Annotated in this window: 16 protein-coding genes and 1 pseudogene; 7 read left to right on the top strand and 10 right to left on the bottom strand. The window is 35.9% G+C overall.

The genetic code is table 11. From position 1 onward, the window contains the following. Nucleotides 1–136: 136 nt before the first annotated feature. From SBO79_RS11880 to SBO79_RS11870, 3 genes are all read right to left on the bottom strand, one after another. On the bottom strand, nucleotides 137–1,027 hold the full coding sequence (locus SBO79_RS11880) for a nucleotidyl transferase AbiEii/AbiGii toxin family protein (protein ID WP_318640617.1): 891 nt from the start codon (nucleotides 1,025–1,027) through the stop codon (nucleotides 137–139). A 128-nt stretch (nucleotides 1,028–1,155) separates the two neighbouring features. After that, nucleotides 1,156–1,761, bottom strand: a complete 606-nt coding sequence (locus SBO79_RS11875; protein WP_318640616.1) for a DUF6088 family protein — start codon at nucleotides 1,759–1,761, stop codon at nucleotides 1,156–1,158. 1,957 nt (nucleotides 1,762–3,718) lie between these two features. Further along, nucleotides 3,719–5,248: a hypothetical protein gene (locus SBO79_RS11870; protein ID WP_318640615.1), complete on the bottom strand. Its 1,530-nt coding sequence runs from the start codon at nucleotides 5,246–5,248 to the stop codon at nucleotides 3,719–3,721. A 619-nt stretch (nucleotides 5,249–5,867) separates the two neighbouring features. On the opposite strand from SBO79_RS11870, the gene SBO79_RS11865 reads away from it, so the two are divergent. Together SBO79_RS11865 and SBO79_RS11860 are read left to right on the top strand one after the other, a co-directional pair. Further along, nucleotides 5,868–6,512, top strand: a complete 645-nt coding sequence (locus SBO79_RS11865; protein WP_318640614.1) for a DUF47 domain-containing protein — start codon at nucleotides 5,868–5,870, stop codon at nucleotides 6,510–6,512. Nucleotides 6,513–6,539: 27 nt separating this feature from the next. Then, nucleotides 6,540–7,829 carry an inorganic phosphate transporter gene (locus tag SBO79_RS11860; protein WP_318640613.1) on the top strand — a complete coding sequence of 430 codons (1,290 nt, stop codon included), beginning with the start codon at nucleotides 6,540–6,542 and terminating at the stop codon, nucleotides 7,827–7,829. Between the two features lie 336 nt (nucleotides 7,830–8,165). Here the strand turns inward: SBO79_RS11860 and SBO79_RS11855 are convergent. The 3 genes and pseudogenes from SBO79_RS11855 to prfB form a co-directional block, all read right to left on the bottom strand. After that, a pseudogene (locus SBO79_RS11855) lies at nucleotides 8,166–8,783 on the bottom strand (slipin family protein); the annotation flags it as partial. Between the two features lie 1,084 nt (nucleotides 8,784–9,867). Then, nucleotides 9,868–10,854, bottom strand: a complete 987-nt coding sequence (gene lpxD, locus SBO79_RS11850; protein WP_318640612.1) for a UDP-3-O-(3-hydroxymyristoyl)glucosamine N-acyltransferase — start codon at nucleotides 10,852–10,854, stop codon at nucleotides 9,868–9,870. Nucleotides 10,855–10,988: 134 nt separating this feature from the next. Beyond that, a protein-coding gene (gene prfB, locus SBO79_RS11845) for a peptide chain release factor 2 (RefSeq protein ID WP_406600233.1) occupies nucleotides 10,989–12,090 on the bottom strand; the annotation gives its coding sequence in 2 pieces (ribosomal slippage) (nucleotides 10,989–12,029 and nucleotides 12,031–12,090; 1,101 coding nt in all). Nucleotides 12,091–12,139: 49 nt separating this feature from the next. Here prfB and SBO79_RS11840 point away from each other — a divergent pair. Then, a complete protein-coding gene (locus tag SBO79_RS11840; RefSeq protein WP_318640610.1) occupies nucleotides 12,140–13,165 on the top strand; it encodes a threonine aldolase family protein in 1,026 nt (341 codons plus the stop codon). Between the two features lie 61 nt (nucleotides 13,166–13,226). Here the strand turns inward: SBO79_RS11840 and SBO79_RS11835 are convergent, their stop codons facing one another. The 3 genes from SBO79_RS11835 to SBO79_RS11825 all read right to left on the bottom strand — a co-directional run bounded on the left by SBO79_RS11835 (nucleotide 13,227) and on the right by SBO79_RS11825 (nucleotide 14,114). Beyond that, the gene (locus SBO79_RS11835; RefSeq protein WP_318640609.1) at nucleotides 13,227–13,442 is read right to left on the bottom strand and encodes a hypothetical protein; all 216 of its coding nucleotides are present in this window, start codon (nucleotides 13,440–13,442) and stop codon (nucleotides 13,227–13,229) included. A gap of 127 nt (nucleotides 13,443–13,569) precedes the next feature. Then, nucleotides 13,570–13,869, bottom strand: a complete 300-nt coding sequence (locus SBO79_RS11830; RefSeq protein ID WP_318640608.1) for a helix-turn-helix domain-containing protein — start codon at nucleotides 13,867–13,869, stop codon at nucleotides 13,570–13,572. A gap of 5 nt (nucleotides 13,870–13,874) precedes the next feature. After that, entirely contained in the window at nucleotides 13,875–14,114 is a 240-nt protein-coding gene (locus tag SBO79_RS11825) for a type II toxin-antitoxin system RelE/ParE family toxin (protein WP_318640607.1), read from the bottom strand. A 254-nt stretch (nucleotides 14,115–14,368) separates the two neighbouring features. On the opposite strand from SBO79_RS11825, the gene SBO79_RS11820 reads away from it, so the two are divergent. Both SBO79_RS11820 and SBO79_RS11815 read left to right on the top strand, forming a co-directional pair. Then, nucleotides 14,369–16,429, top strand: coding sequence for a S9 family peptidase (locus SBO79_RS11820; protein ID WP_318640606.1), 2,061 nt, complete (start codon nucleotides 14,369–14,371; stop codon nucleotides 16,427–16,429). A 78-nt stretch (nucleotides 16,430–16,507) separates the two neighbouring features. Continuing rightward, entirely contained in the window at nucleotides 16,508–17,548 is a 1,041-nt protein-coding gene (locus SBO79_RS11815; protein ID WP_318640605.1) for a cysteate synthase, read from the top strand. Between the two features lie 392 nt (nucleotides 17,549–17,940). Here the strand turns inward: SBO79_RS11815 and SBO79_RS11810 are convergent, their stop codons facing one another. Next, a complete protein-coding gene (locus SBO79_RS11810) occupies nucleotides 17,941–18,273 on the bottom strand; it encodes a 7(1) septoil knot domain-containing protein (protein ID WP_318640604.1) in 333 nt (110 codons plus the stop codon). 393 nt (nucleotides 18,274–18,666) lie between these two features. Between SBO79_RS11810 and SBO79_RS11805 the strand changes: the two genes are divergently transcribed. After that, nucleotides 18,667–19,431, top strand: a complete 765-nt coding sequence (locus SBO79_RS11805) for a TIGR02757 family protein (protein WP_318643505.1) — start codon at nucleotides 18,667–18,669, stop codon at nucleotides 19,429–19,431. A 57-nt stretch (nucleotides 19,432–19,488) separates the two neighbouring features. Beyond that, complete coding sequence (locus tag SBO79_RS11800; protein WP_318640603.1) at nucleotides 19,489–19,980, top strand: hypothetical protein; 492 nt, start codon at nucleotides 19,489–19,491, stop codon at nucleotides 19,978–19,980. Nucleotides 19,981–20,138: the final 158 nt, after the last annotated feature.

Genomic DNA, 20,138 nt, shown 5'->3' with positions numbered 1-20,138 from the left:
TTAAAGAATATCAGCCGTTTAAAAATTATTTATTTACGGTAGAAATTTGCGCAAAGCAAAAAATTAAGAGGCGACATATATTTTTGCTTAAAAAAGAATCTTATTAGAATTTAGATTATAAATTTACAATTAAAGATTAAAATTTTAACTCAAAATGCCAATCTAACCCTTGCAGTCTACTTCTCAATTCAATTAAGTTATCAATCAGATTTTCAAAAGATGGCTTTTCATCTTCATAAATCATATCTGACATCATTTTGGCATAATCAGCTTTCCACTCCAACATTTGTTCGTCAGTTGGAATAGGATTAACTGTAGTAGGATTATGAAGATTGTAATCTACCTTTGCGACACTAGTAAATTTGTATCTATGCGCTACAATGGTTTCATATAGTTCTTTGTCATTTATGGCAATTTCTGCAATTCCTGCTTTAGTTAAATAATATATGTCGTAAAGATGGCGACTTAATCTATCGACGCGTGCTTTTTCTATTGGTCGATGAAACTCTTCGTGTAAGAGAAATAATTTTTCTAAAAACGTTCGTTCTGGATTTACCGTTGGCACATCAAATAGAGGAATTGTAAATTCTTTGTCAGCATACATTTCATCGACCAACGAGCCAAATGATTTGACTGTAAATGGTTCTCTCAATGATCTACAGCTAATTTCTATTTGGACACGTGGTTTTAGGTATTGTGAAGATTGATAAATGATATTAGGGTAAAAAATCTCAATAATTCGTGGATCTTGGTCACTTTCTTTCGAATCTATCGCTAAGAACTTAAGATCTGTAAAACCTTTTTTATGAAACTCTTCTTTAAGTTCTTGAAAAAATGTTTCTGAGGTATAGGTTCCCGCTTCTTTTCTCAACTTATTAATTTGAGTTTTTGAAAGTTCGTTTTGGTATCCTTCGAAAAACTCCTTATTTATGGCTAGATCTATATCTTCAGAAAATCTATTAATTAAGTTCCAAGCTTTGCTTAAAGACGTACCACCTTTGAAAACTAGATGTTTTGCAATTTCCATTTGAAAGATGATTTCTAAGGTTCTACTAACCCACCAATCTTTTTCTACCGAAAAAAGGCGTCATTCCTCTTTCGGTAGCTACAGAATTGAAAATTGCTATTTTCTCTGCATTTTCAAGGTGATAGAAATTAATTTTTGCCATCTTCGAGTGCTTTCTTCATTATTTTTTGAATCCAAACCGGAGCCAAAGCTATGTCGTGTTTTAGGTCTTTTACATCTTCTTCTTTTAGTAAACCTATTATTTTATTTTCCTCCTCAGGTTTTACTTTTCCATTTCCAATTTCTTTAAGTGCCTGTATTGCCAAACTGCTAATTTGACCCTTTGCTAATAGGTTCTTCGGAGTAGTTTTTTTTAATCTTATTTTTCGCTTACCAATGTTTATTACTCGCGGAGAGCCATCAGTCAAAAATACAAGATTCAATGGTACTTGAGTACTTAGACCTAAAGCATTCAAAGCATAACTTCCTGTAGGCACCGTTTTTATTCGGTCGCGCTTAGCAATTGCTTTAACTATTTCTTCTGCTGTAGGAATTAATATTCCTATAAAACTACTGACTTTTGGGCGGACATAAATACCTTGAGCTACTCTTCTAATTACTCCTTCTTTTTCTAATCTAAACAATGATAGCCTAACTGCTTCTGATGATCCTAATTCACTAAAATCAGTTGGAAGCAACAGTTCTCCTTTTGGAATCGCTATTATGCGTTTTAGTATTTGATCTTCTATGCTCATTTATTTCATTCTTGTAACAAATATAGCAAAAATTTGTTACAAGAATAAACTTTATATGTAACAAAAGAAGCAATAATTTGTTATCATAATTTTTGGGTATTTAAGTTCGATAAAATCATAAATATTTTATAATGAGTTATTAATGAATAAGCCGTGCACCAAATATAATTATTTGTAAGAGAAATTTTAATTATATAATTACGCTACAGAATCTTCAAATGCTGATTTTATAATTTTGTAAGGATTGCATCCGAGCGTTTAGCACAACAAGCTAAGTAAATCCGTGCTGTAGTGGTAAAAGAGTCTTCGCTGGTTAAAAAACCTTGCAAGTGCAACACCTTGCAACAACTATTCTATAAATAGAAAAGCTGTAGGATGATAAACTATTGTAAGTGCAACACCTCCGACAAAATAAATCTTAGGTACAAACTACTGTGATATAATATGTTGCGAGTGGAGTAAATTGTAATGGAAGCAACTTGCAAGTGCAACACCCCTGATGTAAAACTTACGTAAACTGCACTATATAATGATAAAACATCGTAAAACTAAAATGCGTTGTAACAGTACATCTAGAGATTTGGGAAACATCTCTAATATATCATTTTGTATTTTAATCTCAGATGCGATTGCTTCGCACATTCGATATCCCTCGGTATTCCTTCGTCAGGATGATAATTTTGCGGTTTTTTGTTCTAAGTCAAATTAAATTAGTATGAAAATTAAACTTTCTAGAAATAATATTGAGTCTCAAATGCGAATACTTCGCCCGTTCGCTTTGCTCGGGTCTTCCTTCGTCAGGATGACAAGTTTGCGGGTAGTTGTCCTAAGTCAAATTGAATTAGCAGGAAAACCAGACTTTTTAGAAATAATATTGAGTCTCAGATGAGATCGCTTCGCCCGTTCGCTTTGCTCGGTCTTCCTTCGTCAGGACGACAAGTTTGCGGGTAGTTGTCCTAAGTCAAATTGAATTAGCAGGTAAACTAGACTTTCTAGAAATAATATTGAGTCTCAAATGAGATTGCTTCGCCTGTTCGCTTTGCTCGAGTCTTCCTTTGTCAGGATGACAAGTTTGCGGATAGCTGTTCTAAGTCAAATTGAATTAGCATGAAAAACTAGACTTTAAAGAAATAATATTGAGTCTCAAAGGCGATTGCTTCGCAAGTTCGCTACAGCTTGGGTCTTCCTTCGTCAGGATGACAAGTTGGTGCGTAGTTTTTCTAGGTCAAATTAAATTAGCAGGAAAACTAGACTTTCTAGAAATAATATTGAGTCTAAGATGAGATCCTTCCTTCGTCAGGATGACAAGTTTGTGGATGTAGTTTATGGAAAGGTATGATATACGACTCAGTGATTATATACAATAATAATCGCAAGTATTCACAATTAAATTTTTCTGATAATCTTCTATCAAACTTGTCATTTCGACGAAGGAGAAATCACATAAAGCTGGCTTCATTCTATCTTGATATTTCCGAAGTCACTGTAATAAATAAGATTGAGTCTCAAATGCGATTGCTTTGCCCGTTCGCTTTGCTCGGGTCTCCCTTCGTCAGGATGACAAGTTTGCGGATAGTTGTCCTCCTGAATTAGCCTTCGAGCACAGATTGGACCCGAGAATTGGGGGGAGTTGATGAAATAAATCCGCACTATTATATGGGAGCAACACTACAATTGATGGTACAAATTAGATCTTTGTCATAATTTATAAAAAGCTGCAACAGATTTTTCAAAAAAATTGAACAATTAAAAATCCAACTAAATAAGTAGCAAGAATAAAAACAATAATATTCCGTGACCATTTCTCTTTTACTTGTTCATCTTCAAGTTTAGTGGAACAAAATTTAACTACAAGCCACCACAAGAATCCACCAATGTCTGTTAATAATTTATACCGCATTTAAAGAAACTTTATTCATTATATCGACTATTTTTAAAATATATGCTGTGTTTATTGTCAATGTCGGAAAATGGTAAGATCAAGGTCGTTTTTACTGTATTCCAGAATAATACTAAGGTTGTCCTTTTGCCAAATTATTTCTACACCATTTTTGTTGGCTTTAGTACTCGCGGGTTTACCTATTTTTTCTCTTAGATATTTCGACAGCCAATTAAATTTTGATTTATAAATCATATTTCTTCTTTCATTGCTGATATCTGACGCATCTAAATCATTAATACTTAATTTTTTGTTTCTATTCTCCATCCATTCAAATTCAATAAGTTCTATTTTCTTATCACTTTCTGAATAGTAATACATTGTTATCAATCGCAATTTATCTGCTTCAACTTTTCGATAAATTCTCGGGGTTTCAACATCTTTATCTTCGATTAGATAATTTGAAATTTTGTGCTTTTGCGTAAGGTCTGTGGCATTGAGTTCTTTCTCAACCTTCTCAATTTGCTCTAACGTCAATTCTTTGAAATTAGAATAGTAATATTCGAATATATTTTTAACCCAATCGTTCATCTCCTTCTCGCTAAAAACTGGTTCGTGATAAAGATTATTGAAATATATCACGCTGACATTGGCACGATTAATTTCTAGGATTCCGTAGATATTATCTTTGTCTGTTCTAAATTGCACTGTTTGATATGCATTACTTTGAATTGGATTTCTTGTATCATAATACCAATGAAAAGGTTTAATTTTCGATTTTAAAGTATAAATCGGGACTAATTTATCAATTTTTATTTCGCCAATAGTATTGTAAAGGCTGTCTTCGTATAAATGGTAGAGTTTATCATTAGCAACGAATGATGTTGTAAAAGAAAATATTGGATTGGGATCATATTCGTTTTTAGATTTCAGTAAAATTTCTGCTCGATTTGTCGAATTACTTCCTTCCCTAAAAAACTTGCCATCAAGAACTGCTTTTTTATAATTATATGGAGCAATGCTCAAATCAAGCTTTTTAGGATCATCTATTTTCAGTATTGATTTTCCAGTTGTTATATAATAGGAGTTTTTAAGTTTGTTGACAATTGGTGCTGCGGCCGAAATCTCGTACTGTTGATTCGTGCTTTTGTCTTTAAACCAAGTTACAGCGCCCCATTCTCCAAAGTCTCGTGAAAAAACTGAATATTCTACATCATCGTAATATAAGTCAACACCTTTCTTAGTTTCTATCCAAGCATTAGATATTTGGTCTAAATAGAATGTGTTTTTATCATAATATTCTGTTGTGAAAATGGTATCGTTTTTAATATATAAATCGTAGTAGAAAGTTTGAAGTTTTTTTGGAACCTCAATTTGAGATTTTACTTGTCCATCTGTGCCTAGAATATAAAACTGATGATGTGAACCAGAACTAAATCTGTCATTATCAGTTTTGAAGTAACAGTAAAAATTATTGTTGTGCATAATCCAAGGTCCTGGATCTCCGGGAATATTAATTTCAATATTTCTATAATTCACTTTGATTTCTTGTGATTTACAAGAAGATATTGTAAAAATTAATATTAAAATCTGAATTAGGTTTCTCATAAGTTCCTCAAGCTAGTTTTTATGTGTAATTTAAAATAATTATGCTATTTCATACTCTCACATAGTTATAGTGGCAATTAATGATATTTCAGGTCCAATATATCAATTATTTAGATTGATTGTTTTTTTTTCTAGAAGTAAAATTAGTGCTAAGTAGATTTAACGGTAGCATTATTGTCCAAGAATATTTTAGAATTAAAAAAAGACCTTAATTATCTGTGGAAGACGAATCGTAAACCGTTCGAAAACGATATTTAAAGCACAATGTATATATTCGGCGAAAGCCAAAATAAATTTTGAAGTCAAACTTTATTAGACCTACATAGTGATTAAATCGATAATTTCAATTTTTCCATTCAACCTTCAACCGAAGACAAATCAAAACCCTGCGCAAACAAAGTCTTACTCGCTCTGTATATATTCGGCGAAAGCCAAAACCTAGCAAAGACACTTAACCATAAACGAAATTTCATACAACGACGTTTGGTCGCTGACCTTGTCGCGGTGGCTGAGCTTGTCGAAGCCAAATTCGGTTCATAAATAATAACAAATTACCTCAAAACTTAATAGTAGCTTAACATTGGACTACTACATTTGTTTCAAATCTAATCGATTAATTATGACACTTAACAACATCTTCCAATTTTTAGTTCCGAAGGATAAAAAATTCTTTCCTCTATTTGAAGAAGCATCAGACAATTTGACTTTGCTAGCGGAAACAGTACACGAATTGGTGAATCAGCCAAAGGATGCGCGTGAGAGTTATTTCATTAAAATTGAAGAGCTTGAGTCTGTAATTGAAGAGATTACCCACAAAACGCATTTGGAATTAAGCCGAAATTTCATCACACCTTTTGACCGTGAGGATATTCACTCTCTGGTAAAATCGATGGATGATGTTGCCGATTTTATGCACGGTGCGGCCTCTAGAATGCGTCTGTATCAAGTGGAAAAAATCACAAAATCCATTCGAAAATTGACCGAAATCAATCTTGAAGCTTGTCAGCAAATCGGAATTGCAATTCGCGAACTTAAGAACTTGAAAAACCTTAAAGAGATAACCACGGCTTGCAAGCGAATCAATAAATTGGAAAGCAAGGCAGATACTGTTTTTGACAAGGCGGTTGCGGATATTTTTGAAAATGAAACCGATGCCAAAAATATTATCAAATACAAAGAAGTACTGTCTTCACTAGAAGCAGCTTCGGACAAATGCAAAAGCGTGGCAAATGTTTTAGAGTCGATCGTAGTAAAGGCGTCGTAATTAAGTACTAATATTTGAATCAAATTTATGGAATTTAATTTCGGATTACTGCTCGTCATTATCGCTTTGGCACTTGTGTTTGACTATATCAATGGTTTTCACGACGCTGCAAATGCTATTGCTACGGTTGTAGCCACCAAAGTATTAAGTCCTTTTCAGGCCGTTTTGTGGGCAGCGTTTTTCAACTTTTTGGCCTATTGGGTTTTTGGGCTTGGAGTAGCCGATACCGTCGCGAAAACCGCTAAGACTTTAGAAATAAATCTCACCGTCATACTCGCGGGAATTCTCGCGGCAATCGTGTGGAATCTTTTTACGTGGTGGCAGGGAATTCCGTCGAGTTCATCGCACACATTAATTGGAGGTTTTGCTGGAGCAGCCATTGCTCACGCTGGTTTTGACGTTGTAAATTGGTACACTGCAGGCGGTACCGACACGCTTCCAAATGGTGTTTTTATTATTATAGCTTTTATCGTTATTGCCCCAATTATGGGTGCGGTCGCGTCCTATTTTATATCGCTTTGGTTGTTATATTCCTCCAAAAAAACCTTATTGCCCAAGCTGTTTACACTTTCGCTGATGATCGCCGTGATTTGGTTTATCGCCGATCAAATGGTGCCATATTCTGACATTAAAGACCCTCGTTTTGACAGTCATTTTTGGAGCGTTGTCTTCGAAAATCACAATATAAAGTTCTTCATTGTTGGTTTTATAATTCTATCGGTAAGTATGTTTTGCTTGGTTTTTAGTATGATGAATCACTATCAATCGAATTACTGGCTCAAGAAAATGCAACTTTTGTCCTCTGCCGCGTTCAGTTTAGGACACGGTGGAAACGACTCTCAAAAAGTAATGGGAATCATCGCGGCGGCGGTTGCGGTTTATATTCACACAAGTGGATTGTCGCAAGAAGCAATGCCTGCGTGGCTTGACGTAAAGTTGGGCGATGCCAATTCGCCATACCACATGCCAGAATGGATTCCGCTAGTTTGTTATACCGTAATCGCGTTGGGTACACTTAGTGGTGGTTGGAAAATTGTAAAAACAATGGGCTCCAAAATCACAAAAGTAACTTCATTTGAAGGTGTAACTGCCGAAACTGCTGGTGCTTTAACCCTTTATTTCACAGAGCATTTGCATATTCCTGTAAGTACAACCCACACTATTACTGGATCTATCATCGGAACCGGACTTACCAAAAGAGTTTCGGCAGTACGCTGGGGCGTTACGGTCAGCTTGCTCTGGGCGTGGGTCTTAACGATTCCCATTTCGGGATTATTAGCCGCAGGAATCTATTATTTCTTAGCTTTATTTATCTAAATTAAAAATATTAAAATCCCAATTCTAGAATGTTAGAATTGGGATTTTTTTGTTGACTTAGCATTATAACTGTGATAAATGTTTTTTGGCTTTCGCCGAATATATTCAGGCCGCTCAAGATTTGGATGGCGCAGGGTTTTGATTTGTCTTCGGTTGAAGTAGGGCGGTGGGGTTGGGGTTTTGGTTCTGCAAGACAATGCAAAAACACTTTGTGTTTGCTTCGCCAAAACGCCTAATTTTTCTAGGAATTACATCAAAACGAAATAAGAAGTTCAGGTCGATATTAAAAAATAGAAAAACCCAAAAAACCACGAACTCAAAAAGTCCGTGGTTTTCTTATTTAACGAAAATCTCTTTTAATTGACTGATGACGTTTCCGCTACCTGAAATGGTGATCTCTCCAATTTTATCTGCGATTTTCTCCACATATTCCATCTCTTTCAATTTCCACAACATCTCGTTTTCTTCCATTAATTTGGCGGTGTTCAACAAACTTCGGGTAGAAGGGGTTTCTTCTCTTCGCATAATGCTGTTGGCTTGTGCCTTTTTTTCGGCTACCAAAACTTGGTTCATAATCTCTTTCATATCGCCAGGCAAAATGATGTCCCTAATTCCCGCATCGGAAACGACCAAACCTAATGCATTGATTTTTGCCGCGGCATGTTCCAAAATTTCTTGAGAAATCGCATCTTTTCTGTTCAACAATTCATCCAAGGTCAATCCTCCCACAAAAGCTCTTAAAGCCAATTGCATCACGACGTATAACTGTTTTTCAAAATCTTTGTTTTCGGTCAAGGCTTTGAAAATATCGGTTACTTGATACCTCACAAAAAAGTTGATTCGCAATCCCGCTTTGTCTTTGGTCAATAACTCCTGACCCGAAATTTCCAATTGCTGCTGCCTTACATCCACAGTTTTTACTTCTACAGAAATCGAGTTGTTCCAAAAGTAGTAGGTCCTGACGAAGGAAGGATCTCATTGGAGGCTCAGAATTAGGTCAAAAAAGTCTAAGTTTTCTTGCTACTCAAAGTTTTGTTAGAAAATTTTTAAAAGTTTTATCAACCAATATAACACACAAACTTGTCATTTCGAGCAGAGCGAGACCCGAGCAAAGTGGACAGGCATAGCACATCACATAATCAGACTTGAAGTCATCTCAAAATAAATTAAGGACATTAAAAAATCTAAATTTGGACAATTAGTATTAGATAGCAAAAAACCTATAATCCAATATTATGTGATTTCTCCTTCGTCGAAATGACAAGTATGCGAGTAGAGCTGTTTTGCGATAAAATTTACTAATTTGTAATCCGTGCCCGAGCGCTAAGTCCACAAACTTGTCATCCTGACGAAGGAAGGTTCTCATTGGAGGCTCAGAATTAGGTCAAAAAAGTCTAAGTTTTCTTGCTACTCAAATTTTTGTTAGAAGATTATTTGAAAAATTGTCCCCATACAATTTATCTACTTACCTTGTTATTTCGAGCATAGCGAAACCCGAGCAAAGCGAACAGGCGAAGCATATCACATAATCAGACTCAACTTTAGATCTTAATGAAAAAATAACATTATATGAGTACCAAAACATCATACAATTATTCCACATGCAAACAAAATACGAAAATTAATTTTATTTGATTTACTTTACTAGTTCTTAGAAGTTCAGATTTCCTTCGTCTAAATGGCAAGTTTGAGGATTCAATAAATGTGTTATTAATTGTCAAAGAGCACTTTGTGATTTCATTCAAGCACCTCAAATCAATCTCACCACAAGTCTGCGAGAAGGATAGCAGTGGACCCGAGCTTTTGCGAACTGGCGAAGCAAATCCTTTCTTGTGGCTTTGCGGAGCAAAAGCTACAAGAAAGATTGGGAACGAATAGCCTGACCTTGAGCCACATTAAAAGTTCTACTTTTACGAAAACGTTCTGGCGAAAGGGCTCGCCCAAATCAAAAAAATGATAGCTGAAATAAAAACGAAAATCCCAATTCAGACGATGCTGAATTGGGATTTTATGTGAAAAGATTCAAATTCTTGGTGAGTTATTTAACTGCATTTTTAAGAAAAGCCCATTGTTTCAAAGCAGATCTCGCCTCAACCGCTGGATAACCCAGCATTGTTTTGCCTGCTTCGACATCCCCTGTAACGCCTGAGCCAGCGCCAATAATAGCGGCATCGCCAATAGTCGTGTGATCTTTGATAGACGCGCTACCCCCAATAATCACGCCATTGCCGAGTGTAACCGAGCCCGCAAGACCGCTGTGGCCCGCCATAATGCAAAATTTGCCCAAAATACTGTTGTGCCCAATCTGAACCAAATTGTCAATCTTACAACCGTCTCCCAAAATTGTCGAACTAAACTTTCCTCTATCAACGCTTGAATTCGCACCGATTTCGACATTATTTCCCAAAACTACATTCCCAATTTGAGGAACTTTCATTAGGCCAGTTTCGGGACAAGGCACAAAGCCAAAACCGTCCGCACCAATGGTCGAGTTGGGATGAAGAATGCAATATTTGCCCACGTGACAGCGCTCACGCACAACCGCGCCAGGCCAAATTGTGGTGCCATCGCCAATTGTACAGTCGTCAAGGATAGTGACATTTGGATAAATAATCGCGTTTTTGCCAATCGTGGTTTTTGGGCCAATATAAGAATTTGCGCCAATCCGCGTGCCTTCGCCAATGCTCGCCGAAGGATGCACGACCGCCGTGGGATGAATCAATTCGTCAAAAAGCGGTGGAGCAGGAGCAAAGAGTTTGAGAAGTTTTGCCATCGCAATTTCGGCATTCTTTACCTTGATGAAAAATCTATTGTCGCCAGGTTCGATCGAAATATCGTGGTTTACAATCGCCGCCGAAGCTTTGGCTGTAGCCCACAATTTTTCGTATTTTTTGTGTCCTATAAAAGAGATCTGATTGACAGTCGCTAATTCTAACTGCTCTGCCGAATTAATTTCGTTTGTGGTTGTACCAACAATTTCGCCAGCAACGGCTTGGTTAATTTCTTCTATCGAATATGATTTCATAAATGCGTATTATTTAGGGAATAAGTAATCGTAATTTTTTTTGCAACAGCCAAATATAGAATTTTTCTAAACTATCGAATAGAAACTTGCACTATTAATTGCAATTGTTGGAAAATTCTGCTCTTTTTCGAACACTAGTCATTTTCATTTTTCTGTCCCATCATCATCAAATATGCTTTAAGGAAACCATCAATATTTCCGTTTAAGACTGCTTCGGAATCGCTTGTTTCGTGGCCTGTACGCACATCTTTGACTAATTTGTAAGGATGCAAAACGTAGTTTCGGATTTGCGAACCCCATTCGATTTTCATCTTATTGGCTTCGATTTCATCTCGCAAGGCTTGTTTCTTTTTCAGCTCAATTTCATACAACTGCGATTTTAGCAATTGCATTGCTTTATTTTTATTGTCCAATTGCGAACGCGTTTCGGAGTTTTCGATGATAATTCCAGTCGGATGGTGGCGCAGACGCACTGCCGTTTCGACCTTATTTACGTTCTGACCACCCGCACCGCTCGAGCGCATCGTTTCCCAAGAAATATCTGAAGGATTAATGTCAATTTCGATGGTGTCATCGGCAAGTGGATAGACGTAAACCGAGGCAAAAGAGGTGTGACGCTTAGCATTGCTGTCAAAAGGAGAGATTCGAACAAGACGATGAACGCCGTTTTCGCCTTTTAGATATCCGAAAGAATAATCACCTTCAAATTCGAGAGTGACGGTTTTGATTCCCGCAACCTCGCCGCCTTGGAAGTTAAGTTCTTTGATTTTGTATCCTTCTTTTTCGCCCCACATCATATACATACGCATCAGCATTTCGGCCCAATCGCAACTTTCTGTTCCTCCGGCTCCAGCAGTAATTTGGATAACAGCACTTAAGCTATCGCCTTCATCGCTAAGCATATTTTTGAATTCGATATTCTCGAGATGTGTATTTACGCGGTCGTATTGCTCGTCAAGTTCTTCGGCAGAAAGTTCACCTTCCTTATAAAACTCATAAGCAAGCTGAAGTTCGTCCGATAATTCGACGCCTTTTTCATATCCTTCGACCCATTGTTTTTTTGTTCGAAGATTTCTAACGAGGATTTCTGCCTCTTTGGCATTGTTCCAAAAGTCTGGCGCAAAGGTCTTTTCCTCTTCATTGGTAATTTCTACAAGCTTGGCATCAATGTCAAAGATACCTCCTCAACGCACCAAGACGCTCTACAATACCTTTGATTTGTTCGGTATTTGTCATAAATAATGTAATTTTGTTTTTCACAAAAATAGCATTTCATTTTAATAGTATGGAAATAAATTTAATAAGCGATACAGTTACTAAGCCTTCAAACGAAATGCTTCAATATATGTTTAACGCAAAGGTCGGAGATGATGTCTATAAGCAAGATCCAACGGTGATTGAACTTGAGACTCGCGTTGCGAAAACCTTTGGAATGGAAGCCGCGCTTTTCTTTCCGTCGGGAACAATGGCAAATCAGACCGCGATAAAAGTTCTAACTCAGCCAGGAGAGCAGCTTATTGCGGACAAGTGGGCACACGTTTATAATTACGAAGGTGGAGGCGTTTCTTTTAATAGTGGCGTTTCTTGTAGTCTAATTGATGGAGATCGCGGAATGATAACCGCCGATCAGGTTGCCGAGGTAATTAATCCGCCAGCATTTTACCACAGTCCACTAACCAGTCTTGTTTGTGTAGAAAATACTACCAATAAAGGCGGAGGAGCCTGTTATGAAATTGAGGAACTTCAGAAGATAAAAGATGTTTGTGTAGCTAATAACTTAAAGTTTCACCTTGATGGCGCAAGATTGTGGAATGCAATTGTAGCAAAAAATCAACATCCGCAGAGTTTTGGTGGGATTTTCGACACAATTTCGGTTTGTTTGTCCAAAGGTCTAGGCGCGCCAGTTGGATCGTTGCTACTTTCGGATCAGGCTACAATTGATAAAGCTTTGCGAGTTCGGAAGATTCTTGGTGGCGGAATGCGTCAGTCAGGATATCTAGCTGCTGCAGGTATTTATGCTTTAGAAAATAATATTGAGCGATTGAATGAAGATCACCGTAGAGCAAAGGAAATTGCGGTAGTACTTCAGAAGAAAAGTTGGATTTATTCGATTGAACCTGTTGAAACGAATATTGTAATTTTTAGTGTCAATAAAAACATTGATGAACTTTCGATTATTGAAACATTGAAGCAGAAAGGAATTTATATTAGTGCGATGGGGAAAGGGAAGTTGAGAATCGTGACCCACTTGGATTATAAGGAAGTGATGCATAATTATGTGTTAGATACGTTGACGAAGATGATTTTGTAGTTCAATTCAGGTTTTATTAAAAAGCAAAAGAGCAACCTAATCAGTTGCTCTTTTACTTTTATTATTTTCCAAACATTCCGCCCATTTTGTCCTTTAGGCCTCCTAGCATATCTCCAGAATCTCCAGAGCCTCCGCCTTGCAGCATAGAATCTACAGTTCCTTGCATTCCTGCTGGTAATTTTGTTTTTATAAATCCTGCAACGGTTTCAACTGCCATCGTTGCTTGAGATGTAGTAATTCCGGTTTTGTCTGCTACTAATTTTATTAAATCTTCCATTGTAAAGGTTTTTTAGTTAATTCTTTAAAAGTACATATTTAATTTAATCATTGAAAATTATGGATAAATTATTAAGCTAAAAATGCAGTGTTTAACTTTTTAAAAATGATCGAGCTTTTGTTTTCAATTAGAGAAATGTCAAGCCAATCTTTTTATTCAGCCCCTGTTCAAATATTCGTATCAAAGTAGAAAGCTGAATGTTTCCTTTTCCATTTTCAAGTTTTGAAATATAGCTTTTCTTAGTTCCAGCTTTATCTGCGAGCTGTTCTTGTGTAAGATTCGCCTCTTTTCTAGCGGATTTAAGCATCTCGCTGACGATAAACATTTGAGCAGATTCTTCATATTTATTTCGACTTTCAGTTCCTATTTGTCCGTGTTCTAATTCGATTAAATCGTCAAAGGTTTTGATTTCTTTGTATTTCTCCATAATTTCTATTTTTTATTTAAAAAGTATTCTTTCATTAATTGTTCCGCTTTTTCTATTTCATTCTGAGGTGTTTTTTGTGCCTTCTTTTGAAAGCCGTTGAAAAGAACCACTACTTTTCCTCCATCAAAGCAGCAGAAAATTCGATAGATATTTGATTCGTACTCAACTCGTACTTCATATAAACCGTTAGTTCCTGCAAGGTGTTTTAGGAATTTTTCTGGAACACGCTCAACTTCTCTAATCAATTAGAAAACATATTGAATTTTACTTTTGACTTTCAAATCCTGTTTTTGATAGAATTAAATAAAGTAGTTTCCGTAAAAGATTATTTTTCTACTCATCAATCAAAGTTATCTTAAAGGATAACAATTTTCAAATAAATTTGTCAATTTGTTTTTCCCCACCGAGATGATGATAAACCTTCGTTAATTTTTTTTAGAATTTTATTCTGACTCTGTCTTCATTTTAAACCTTATTTTTGCTCAAAATTCTCCAATAAATGACTTCAAAAATAATTCCTCCTATAGCTTCAAAATTTCCAAAATCAATCACTCGTCACAGACACACGCGTACCGATGATTATTATTGGATGAACGAACGCGAAAACCCTGAAACAATCTCTTATCTAAACGCCGAAAACGAGTATTACAATAAGATGACCGAAAATACCAAGGATTTTCAGAAGGAACTTTATGAGGAAATGAAAGCTCGAATTAAGGAAGATGATACTTCTGTTCCATATTTCTTTAATGGTTATCACTATATCACTCGTTTTGAAACCGGAAAAAATTATCCAATATTTTCAAGAAAAAAGGGTAGCCTCGACGCTCCCGAAGAAATTATGTTTGATTGTAATGAGATGGCGATTGGCGAATCATTCTTTAATCTTGCTGCGTTTTCGGTAAGTCCAGATAATAAATTTGCAACTTTTAGCACCGATACTGTAGGAAGAAGAATTTATAGCATTAAAATAAAAAACCTAGAAACTGGGGAAGTTCTTTACGATCATTTGCAAAATACTACTGGAAGCTGTGTTTGGGCAAATGACAACAAAACGATTTTCTACACTTCACAAGACGAAGAAACTTTGAGAGCGGACAAGGTGTATAGACATCAGATGGGCGACATTCAAGTTTCTGATAAAATGGTTTATTTCGAAAAAGATGATACTTTTAATGTCGATGTTCACAAGACGAAATCTCGCAAGTATATTGTTATTGATTCAGAAAGTACACTTACTACCGAATCTCGTATTTTAAATGCGGATAAACCTTTGGGGAAATTCACAGTTTTTCAACGCAGAAAAAGAGGTATTGAATACAGCATCCTACATTATAAAGATCATTTTTATATCCGAACAAATGCTGACGACGCTGAGAATTTCAAATTAATGAAAACTCCCGAAGCTACAACCAAAAGAGAATTTTGGGAAGATGTGATTCCGCACCGAGAAGAAGTTTTATTTGAAGACTGCGAAATTTTCAATGATTATCTAGTTTTGGAAGAACGCACAAACGGACTTACGAGAATTAGAATTATGCCTTGGGAAAATGGTGCTGAATATTACCTTCCTTTCGAAAGTGAAACCTACACCGCTTTTACTTTTGCGAATGTGGATTTTGATACAAATATTTTAAGATATAGCTATCAGTCGCTTAGTACGCCATCCTCGATAATCGACTTTAATATGGAAACCAAAGAAAAAACTGTTCTCAAAGAGCAGGAAATCCTTGGCGGAAAATTCGATAAAAATAATTATATCGAAGAGCGAATTTGGGTAACTGCAACTGACGGTGTGAAAGTTCCCGTTTCTTTAGTTTACAGGAAAGGAATTAAAATGAATGGCGAAAATCCACTTCTTCAATATGCTTATGGCTCTTACGGCGCTTCTATGGATGCTCATTTTTCTTCTACAAGATTATCACTTCTCGATCGTGGATTTATATATGCAATTACACACGTACGTGGGGGAGAAGATTTGGGTCGAAATTGGTATGAAACTGGAAAATTGCTGACCAAGAAAAACACTTTTACCGATTTTATCGACTGTTCTAAATATCTTATCGAAAATAAATACACCTCGGCCGAACACCTTTATGCCGAAGGCGGATCTGCCGGAGGAATGTTGATGGGGGTCATTGTCAATATGGCACCAGAACTTTACAGTGGTGTAATTGCACAAGTTCCTTTTGTAGATGTAGTTACTACTATGCTCGACGACAGTATTCCGCTAACAACTGGCGAGTACGACGAATGGGGAAATCCAAATAAAAAGAAATTCTATAATTATATGTTGTCCTATTCACCTTACGACAATGTTAAAGCTCAGAAATATCCTAATATGTACATTTCTACAGGTTTACACGATTCGCAAGTACAGTATTGGGAGCCTGCAAAGTGGGTTGCAAAGCTTCGAGAATTTAAAACAGACGAAAATGTATTATTTTTAGATACGAATATGGATGCCGGCCACGGAGGTGCTTCAGGACGATTTGAAGCATTGAAAGAACTCGCCAAGGAATTCAGTTTTTTACTGAATTTGGAAATTAATAAAATGTAATTAGAATATTTTTCTTAAATTTGCATTGATTTGAGGTTTAGAAATTTTTCTTTTTGTTCCTCATCAACTATTTTTTTTATGAAAGAAGACATAAATGTGTACAATAATGTTCTGGAATTAATAGGAAATACACCCCTAATTAGGCTGAATAAAATTACTGACAACATTGACGGAAATTTCTTCGCCAAAGTAGAAGCATTCAATCCAGGACACTCTACCAAAGACAGAATTGCACTTTATATTATAGAACAAGCCGAAAAAGCTGGAATCTTAACTCCCGGCGATACGATAATTGAAACTACTTCGGGCAATACAGGATTTAGCCTTGCGATGGTAAGCATCATTAAAGGCTATAATTGTATTCTTGCTGTAAGTTCAAAATCATCCAAAGACAAAATTGATATGTTGCGCACAATGGGTGCAAAAGTCTATGTTTGCCCGGCAAATGTATCTGCTGATGATGAGCGTTCTTATTATAATGTAGCTAAAAGATTACACGAAGAGACGAAAGGCTCGGTATATATTAATCAATATTTTAATCAACTTAATGTTGATGCGCACTACCACAGCACAGGTCCTGAAATTTGGAAGCAAACACAAGGGAAAATCACGCATCTAATTGCTTGTAGTGGAACTGGTGGAACAATTTCGGGTACTGCAAAATATCTAAAAGAGCAGAATCCAAATATCCGTATTTTAGGAGTGGATGCTTTTGGATCAGTTCTTAAAAAATACCACGAAACAAAAGAATTTGACAATGATGAGATTTATCCTTACCGCATCGAAGGTCTAGGGAAAAATCTTATTCCATCTGCGACAGATTTCGATATAATCGATCATTTTATGAAGGTTTCTGACGAGGATAGCGCGCATATGGCTCGTGCAATCGCCAAAACCGAAGGTCTTTTTGTAGGATATACTTCCGGCGCGGTTATGCAAGCGATCAAGCAGTATGGCGAAGAGGGAGAATTTACCGCAGACAGCAATGTTGTAGCAATTTTTCCTGACCATGGATCTCGATATATGAGCAAAGTTTTCAGCGATGACTGGATGAATGAGCAAGGATTTTTTGATAGCAAGAATCTTGAAGAAGCACAGAAGATAGAGTTTATAAAGTAATTTTATAGATAGAAATATATAGAAGAAGGAGAATTCATAATAAGAGTTCTCCTTTTTTTGTGCCTTAATTTTAGGAGAAATGTCCATCGCTACAAACATTTTCATACTATTCACGATTTTTTTTTGGGCGAGACCTTTCGGCAGAATGATTTCGGTAAAATAGGTATCTTTAGGTGCCTCTGGTCGGGCTATTCGTTCCCAATCTTTGTTGTAGCTTTTGCTCCGCAAAGCCACAACAAAGGATTTTCTCTTCTATCCCTCTCGCAAACTCTGCAATGTAAGAACTAATATTTCTCTAAGAAATTCTGCTCTTAAAAGGTCTTTAAATAGAAAATATTTTCTAAATCACGTACTCTTCCAAGTCGGATTTCATTTTCGCCAACTTGCCAAAACTAATACAACAAATGAGATTTCTCTTTATTTTTCCAACCCGCTTCATTTTTATACTTTACAAAGAATATTTTTAAATCAGCCTGATTTTTATAATCTACAAAATAGATACTTTTTGCTGCTTGATTTTTGTATTCTGTAAAAAACCAGTTCCCATCGTTTTTTCCGGCCTCATTCGGATATTTTACTTTAAAGACTTTCAAATCAGCTTCATTTTCGTACGCAACTACAAATACTTTGACATCTGCCTGATTGGTATTATTGACTGAGAATACTTTTTGTGAGTATGAAAATGCAGAAACTAGCAAGAGGAAGATTGTAATGACTATTTTCATATTTTATCGTAATTAAGTGCTGTTGCTAAAATCTCTGCCATTGAAATAATTGAAGACAGCAATTTTTCCATTAGATCCTCATTATCTCTACTTTAATTCTAATCAATCTCTTTCTTTGCATCATCAAGTACTTCTTGAGTGATTTTATTCATCAGGCAATTTTACAAGGTTGCAAGAAACTCGCTGCTTTTTATGATACATTCGTTAATTTTCAACAAAATTGTAATCATTGTGCTGATTTTTAGTAACTTCGAAAGTTACGAAAATCGAGCTAATTTCTACTTTGTTCTTTATTCTGTGCCTATCTAATTTATATCTTCCAGAAGCATTTGTGGAGAATCCCAAAAATTTAGAATTACTATCTTTGCACTTCCAATTGAATAATCACCTATGATGAATAAAGAACAGCTTAAAGATTTCCTTGAAGCGAAAGTAATTCAATACAACACATTCGACTTTATCGAGCCAGATCCCATCAGCGTTCCTCATAGATATAAATTAAAAGAAGATATTGAAATAGCTGGCTTTCTCGCCGCTACCATCGCTTGGGGAAATAGAACAATGATTACCAAAAACGGACATCGAATGATGGATCTAATGGGAGATTCTCCTTATGATTTCGTGATGAACCACGACGAATATCAACTCGAAAGATTAGAAAGCTTTGTACACAGAACATTTAATTCAGAAGACTTCAAACATTTCATAATTGCTCTAAAACACATTTATACAAACCACGACGGGTTAGAATCAATTTTCACAAAACACCAAACAGAAGATTCTTTGCAGCCCGCAATTCAACAACTTCACAATACGTTCTTCGAAATTCCACATCTTGACCGAACCAAGAAACACGTTGCAAATCCAAGCAAAGGTTCAGTGTCAAAAAGAATAAATATGTATTTACGTTGGATGATCCGAAACGATAATGAAGGCGTTGACTTCGGACTTTGGAAATCGATTTCTCCAGCTAAATTATCTTGTCCGCTTGACGTACATTCGGGCAATGTTGCTAGAAAATTAGGTATTCTAAACAGAAAACAAAACGATACTAAAGCGTTAACTGAGTTAGATACTTCGCTGAGGTTATTGGACAAGGAAGATCCTGTGAAGTATGACTTTGCGCTTTTTGGCTTGGGGATTTTTGAGGGGTTTTAAATCCAGTTTATAAGTTCGTGGCAAGCAATATAAACCGACCTAATAACTAAATAAAAAATGAAAACCAGAATTAAATTATTATTTTACATTTTATTAATGACAACCTCATTAAAATCATTTTGTCAAAAAAATTTTCCAATCAATACAAATGGAAGTTTAGTCGACACAATCAAAGTATATCAAGAGAAAGATAAACTTAAATTTCTTGAAGGCAAATTTTACGCATTCGATGCAAAAATTATAGAATTGTATGAAGCATATAATGGAAAGCCATATTATTTGGCAGAATTTGCTGATGGAAATAAAATATGGATTGCATCATTTATTAAAAGTGACTATCAAAAAAAAGGTGCTATTCTTAGAATGTTGGGAGTTTTCAGTAACGTAATGAACGACGATAAAATTTCAAAAAATTACAATGATCAAGGTTACCATATTTTGCTTTTTTCGTTTGTTGATATTGACAGTAAAAAATCATTAACATTTTCAGGTGGCGAAGAACAGGCTAATGAATGGAGAGACGGAAATATTCCAGATGATTTAGATTAATAAATTTGGTTGCCACTGACCGTAGTTTATATAATGGCGAAATATGTGGTAAATTCACGGTTGTCTTTCGCAAGAAATTTTGTCTTAGCCGAAAATCTTGGTAACGAAGTTCGCGAAATCTGTAAGCCGCGATGATTCTATTTAAGAATTATAATGAG

This window comes from Flavobacterium ardleyense (assembly GCF_033547075.1).
Lineage (GTDB): Bacteria > Bacteroidota > Bacteroidia > Flavobacteriales > Flavobacteriaceae > Flavobacterium > Flavobacterium ardleyense_A.
This window is presented reverse-complemented; position numbering and strand designations above follow the sequence as displayed.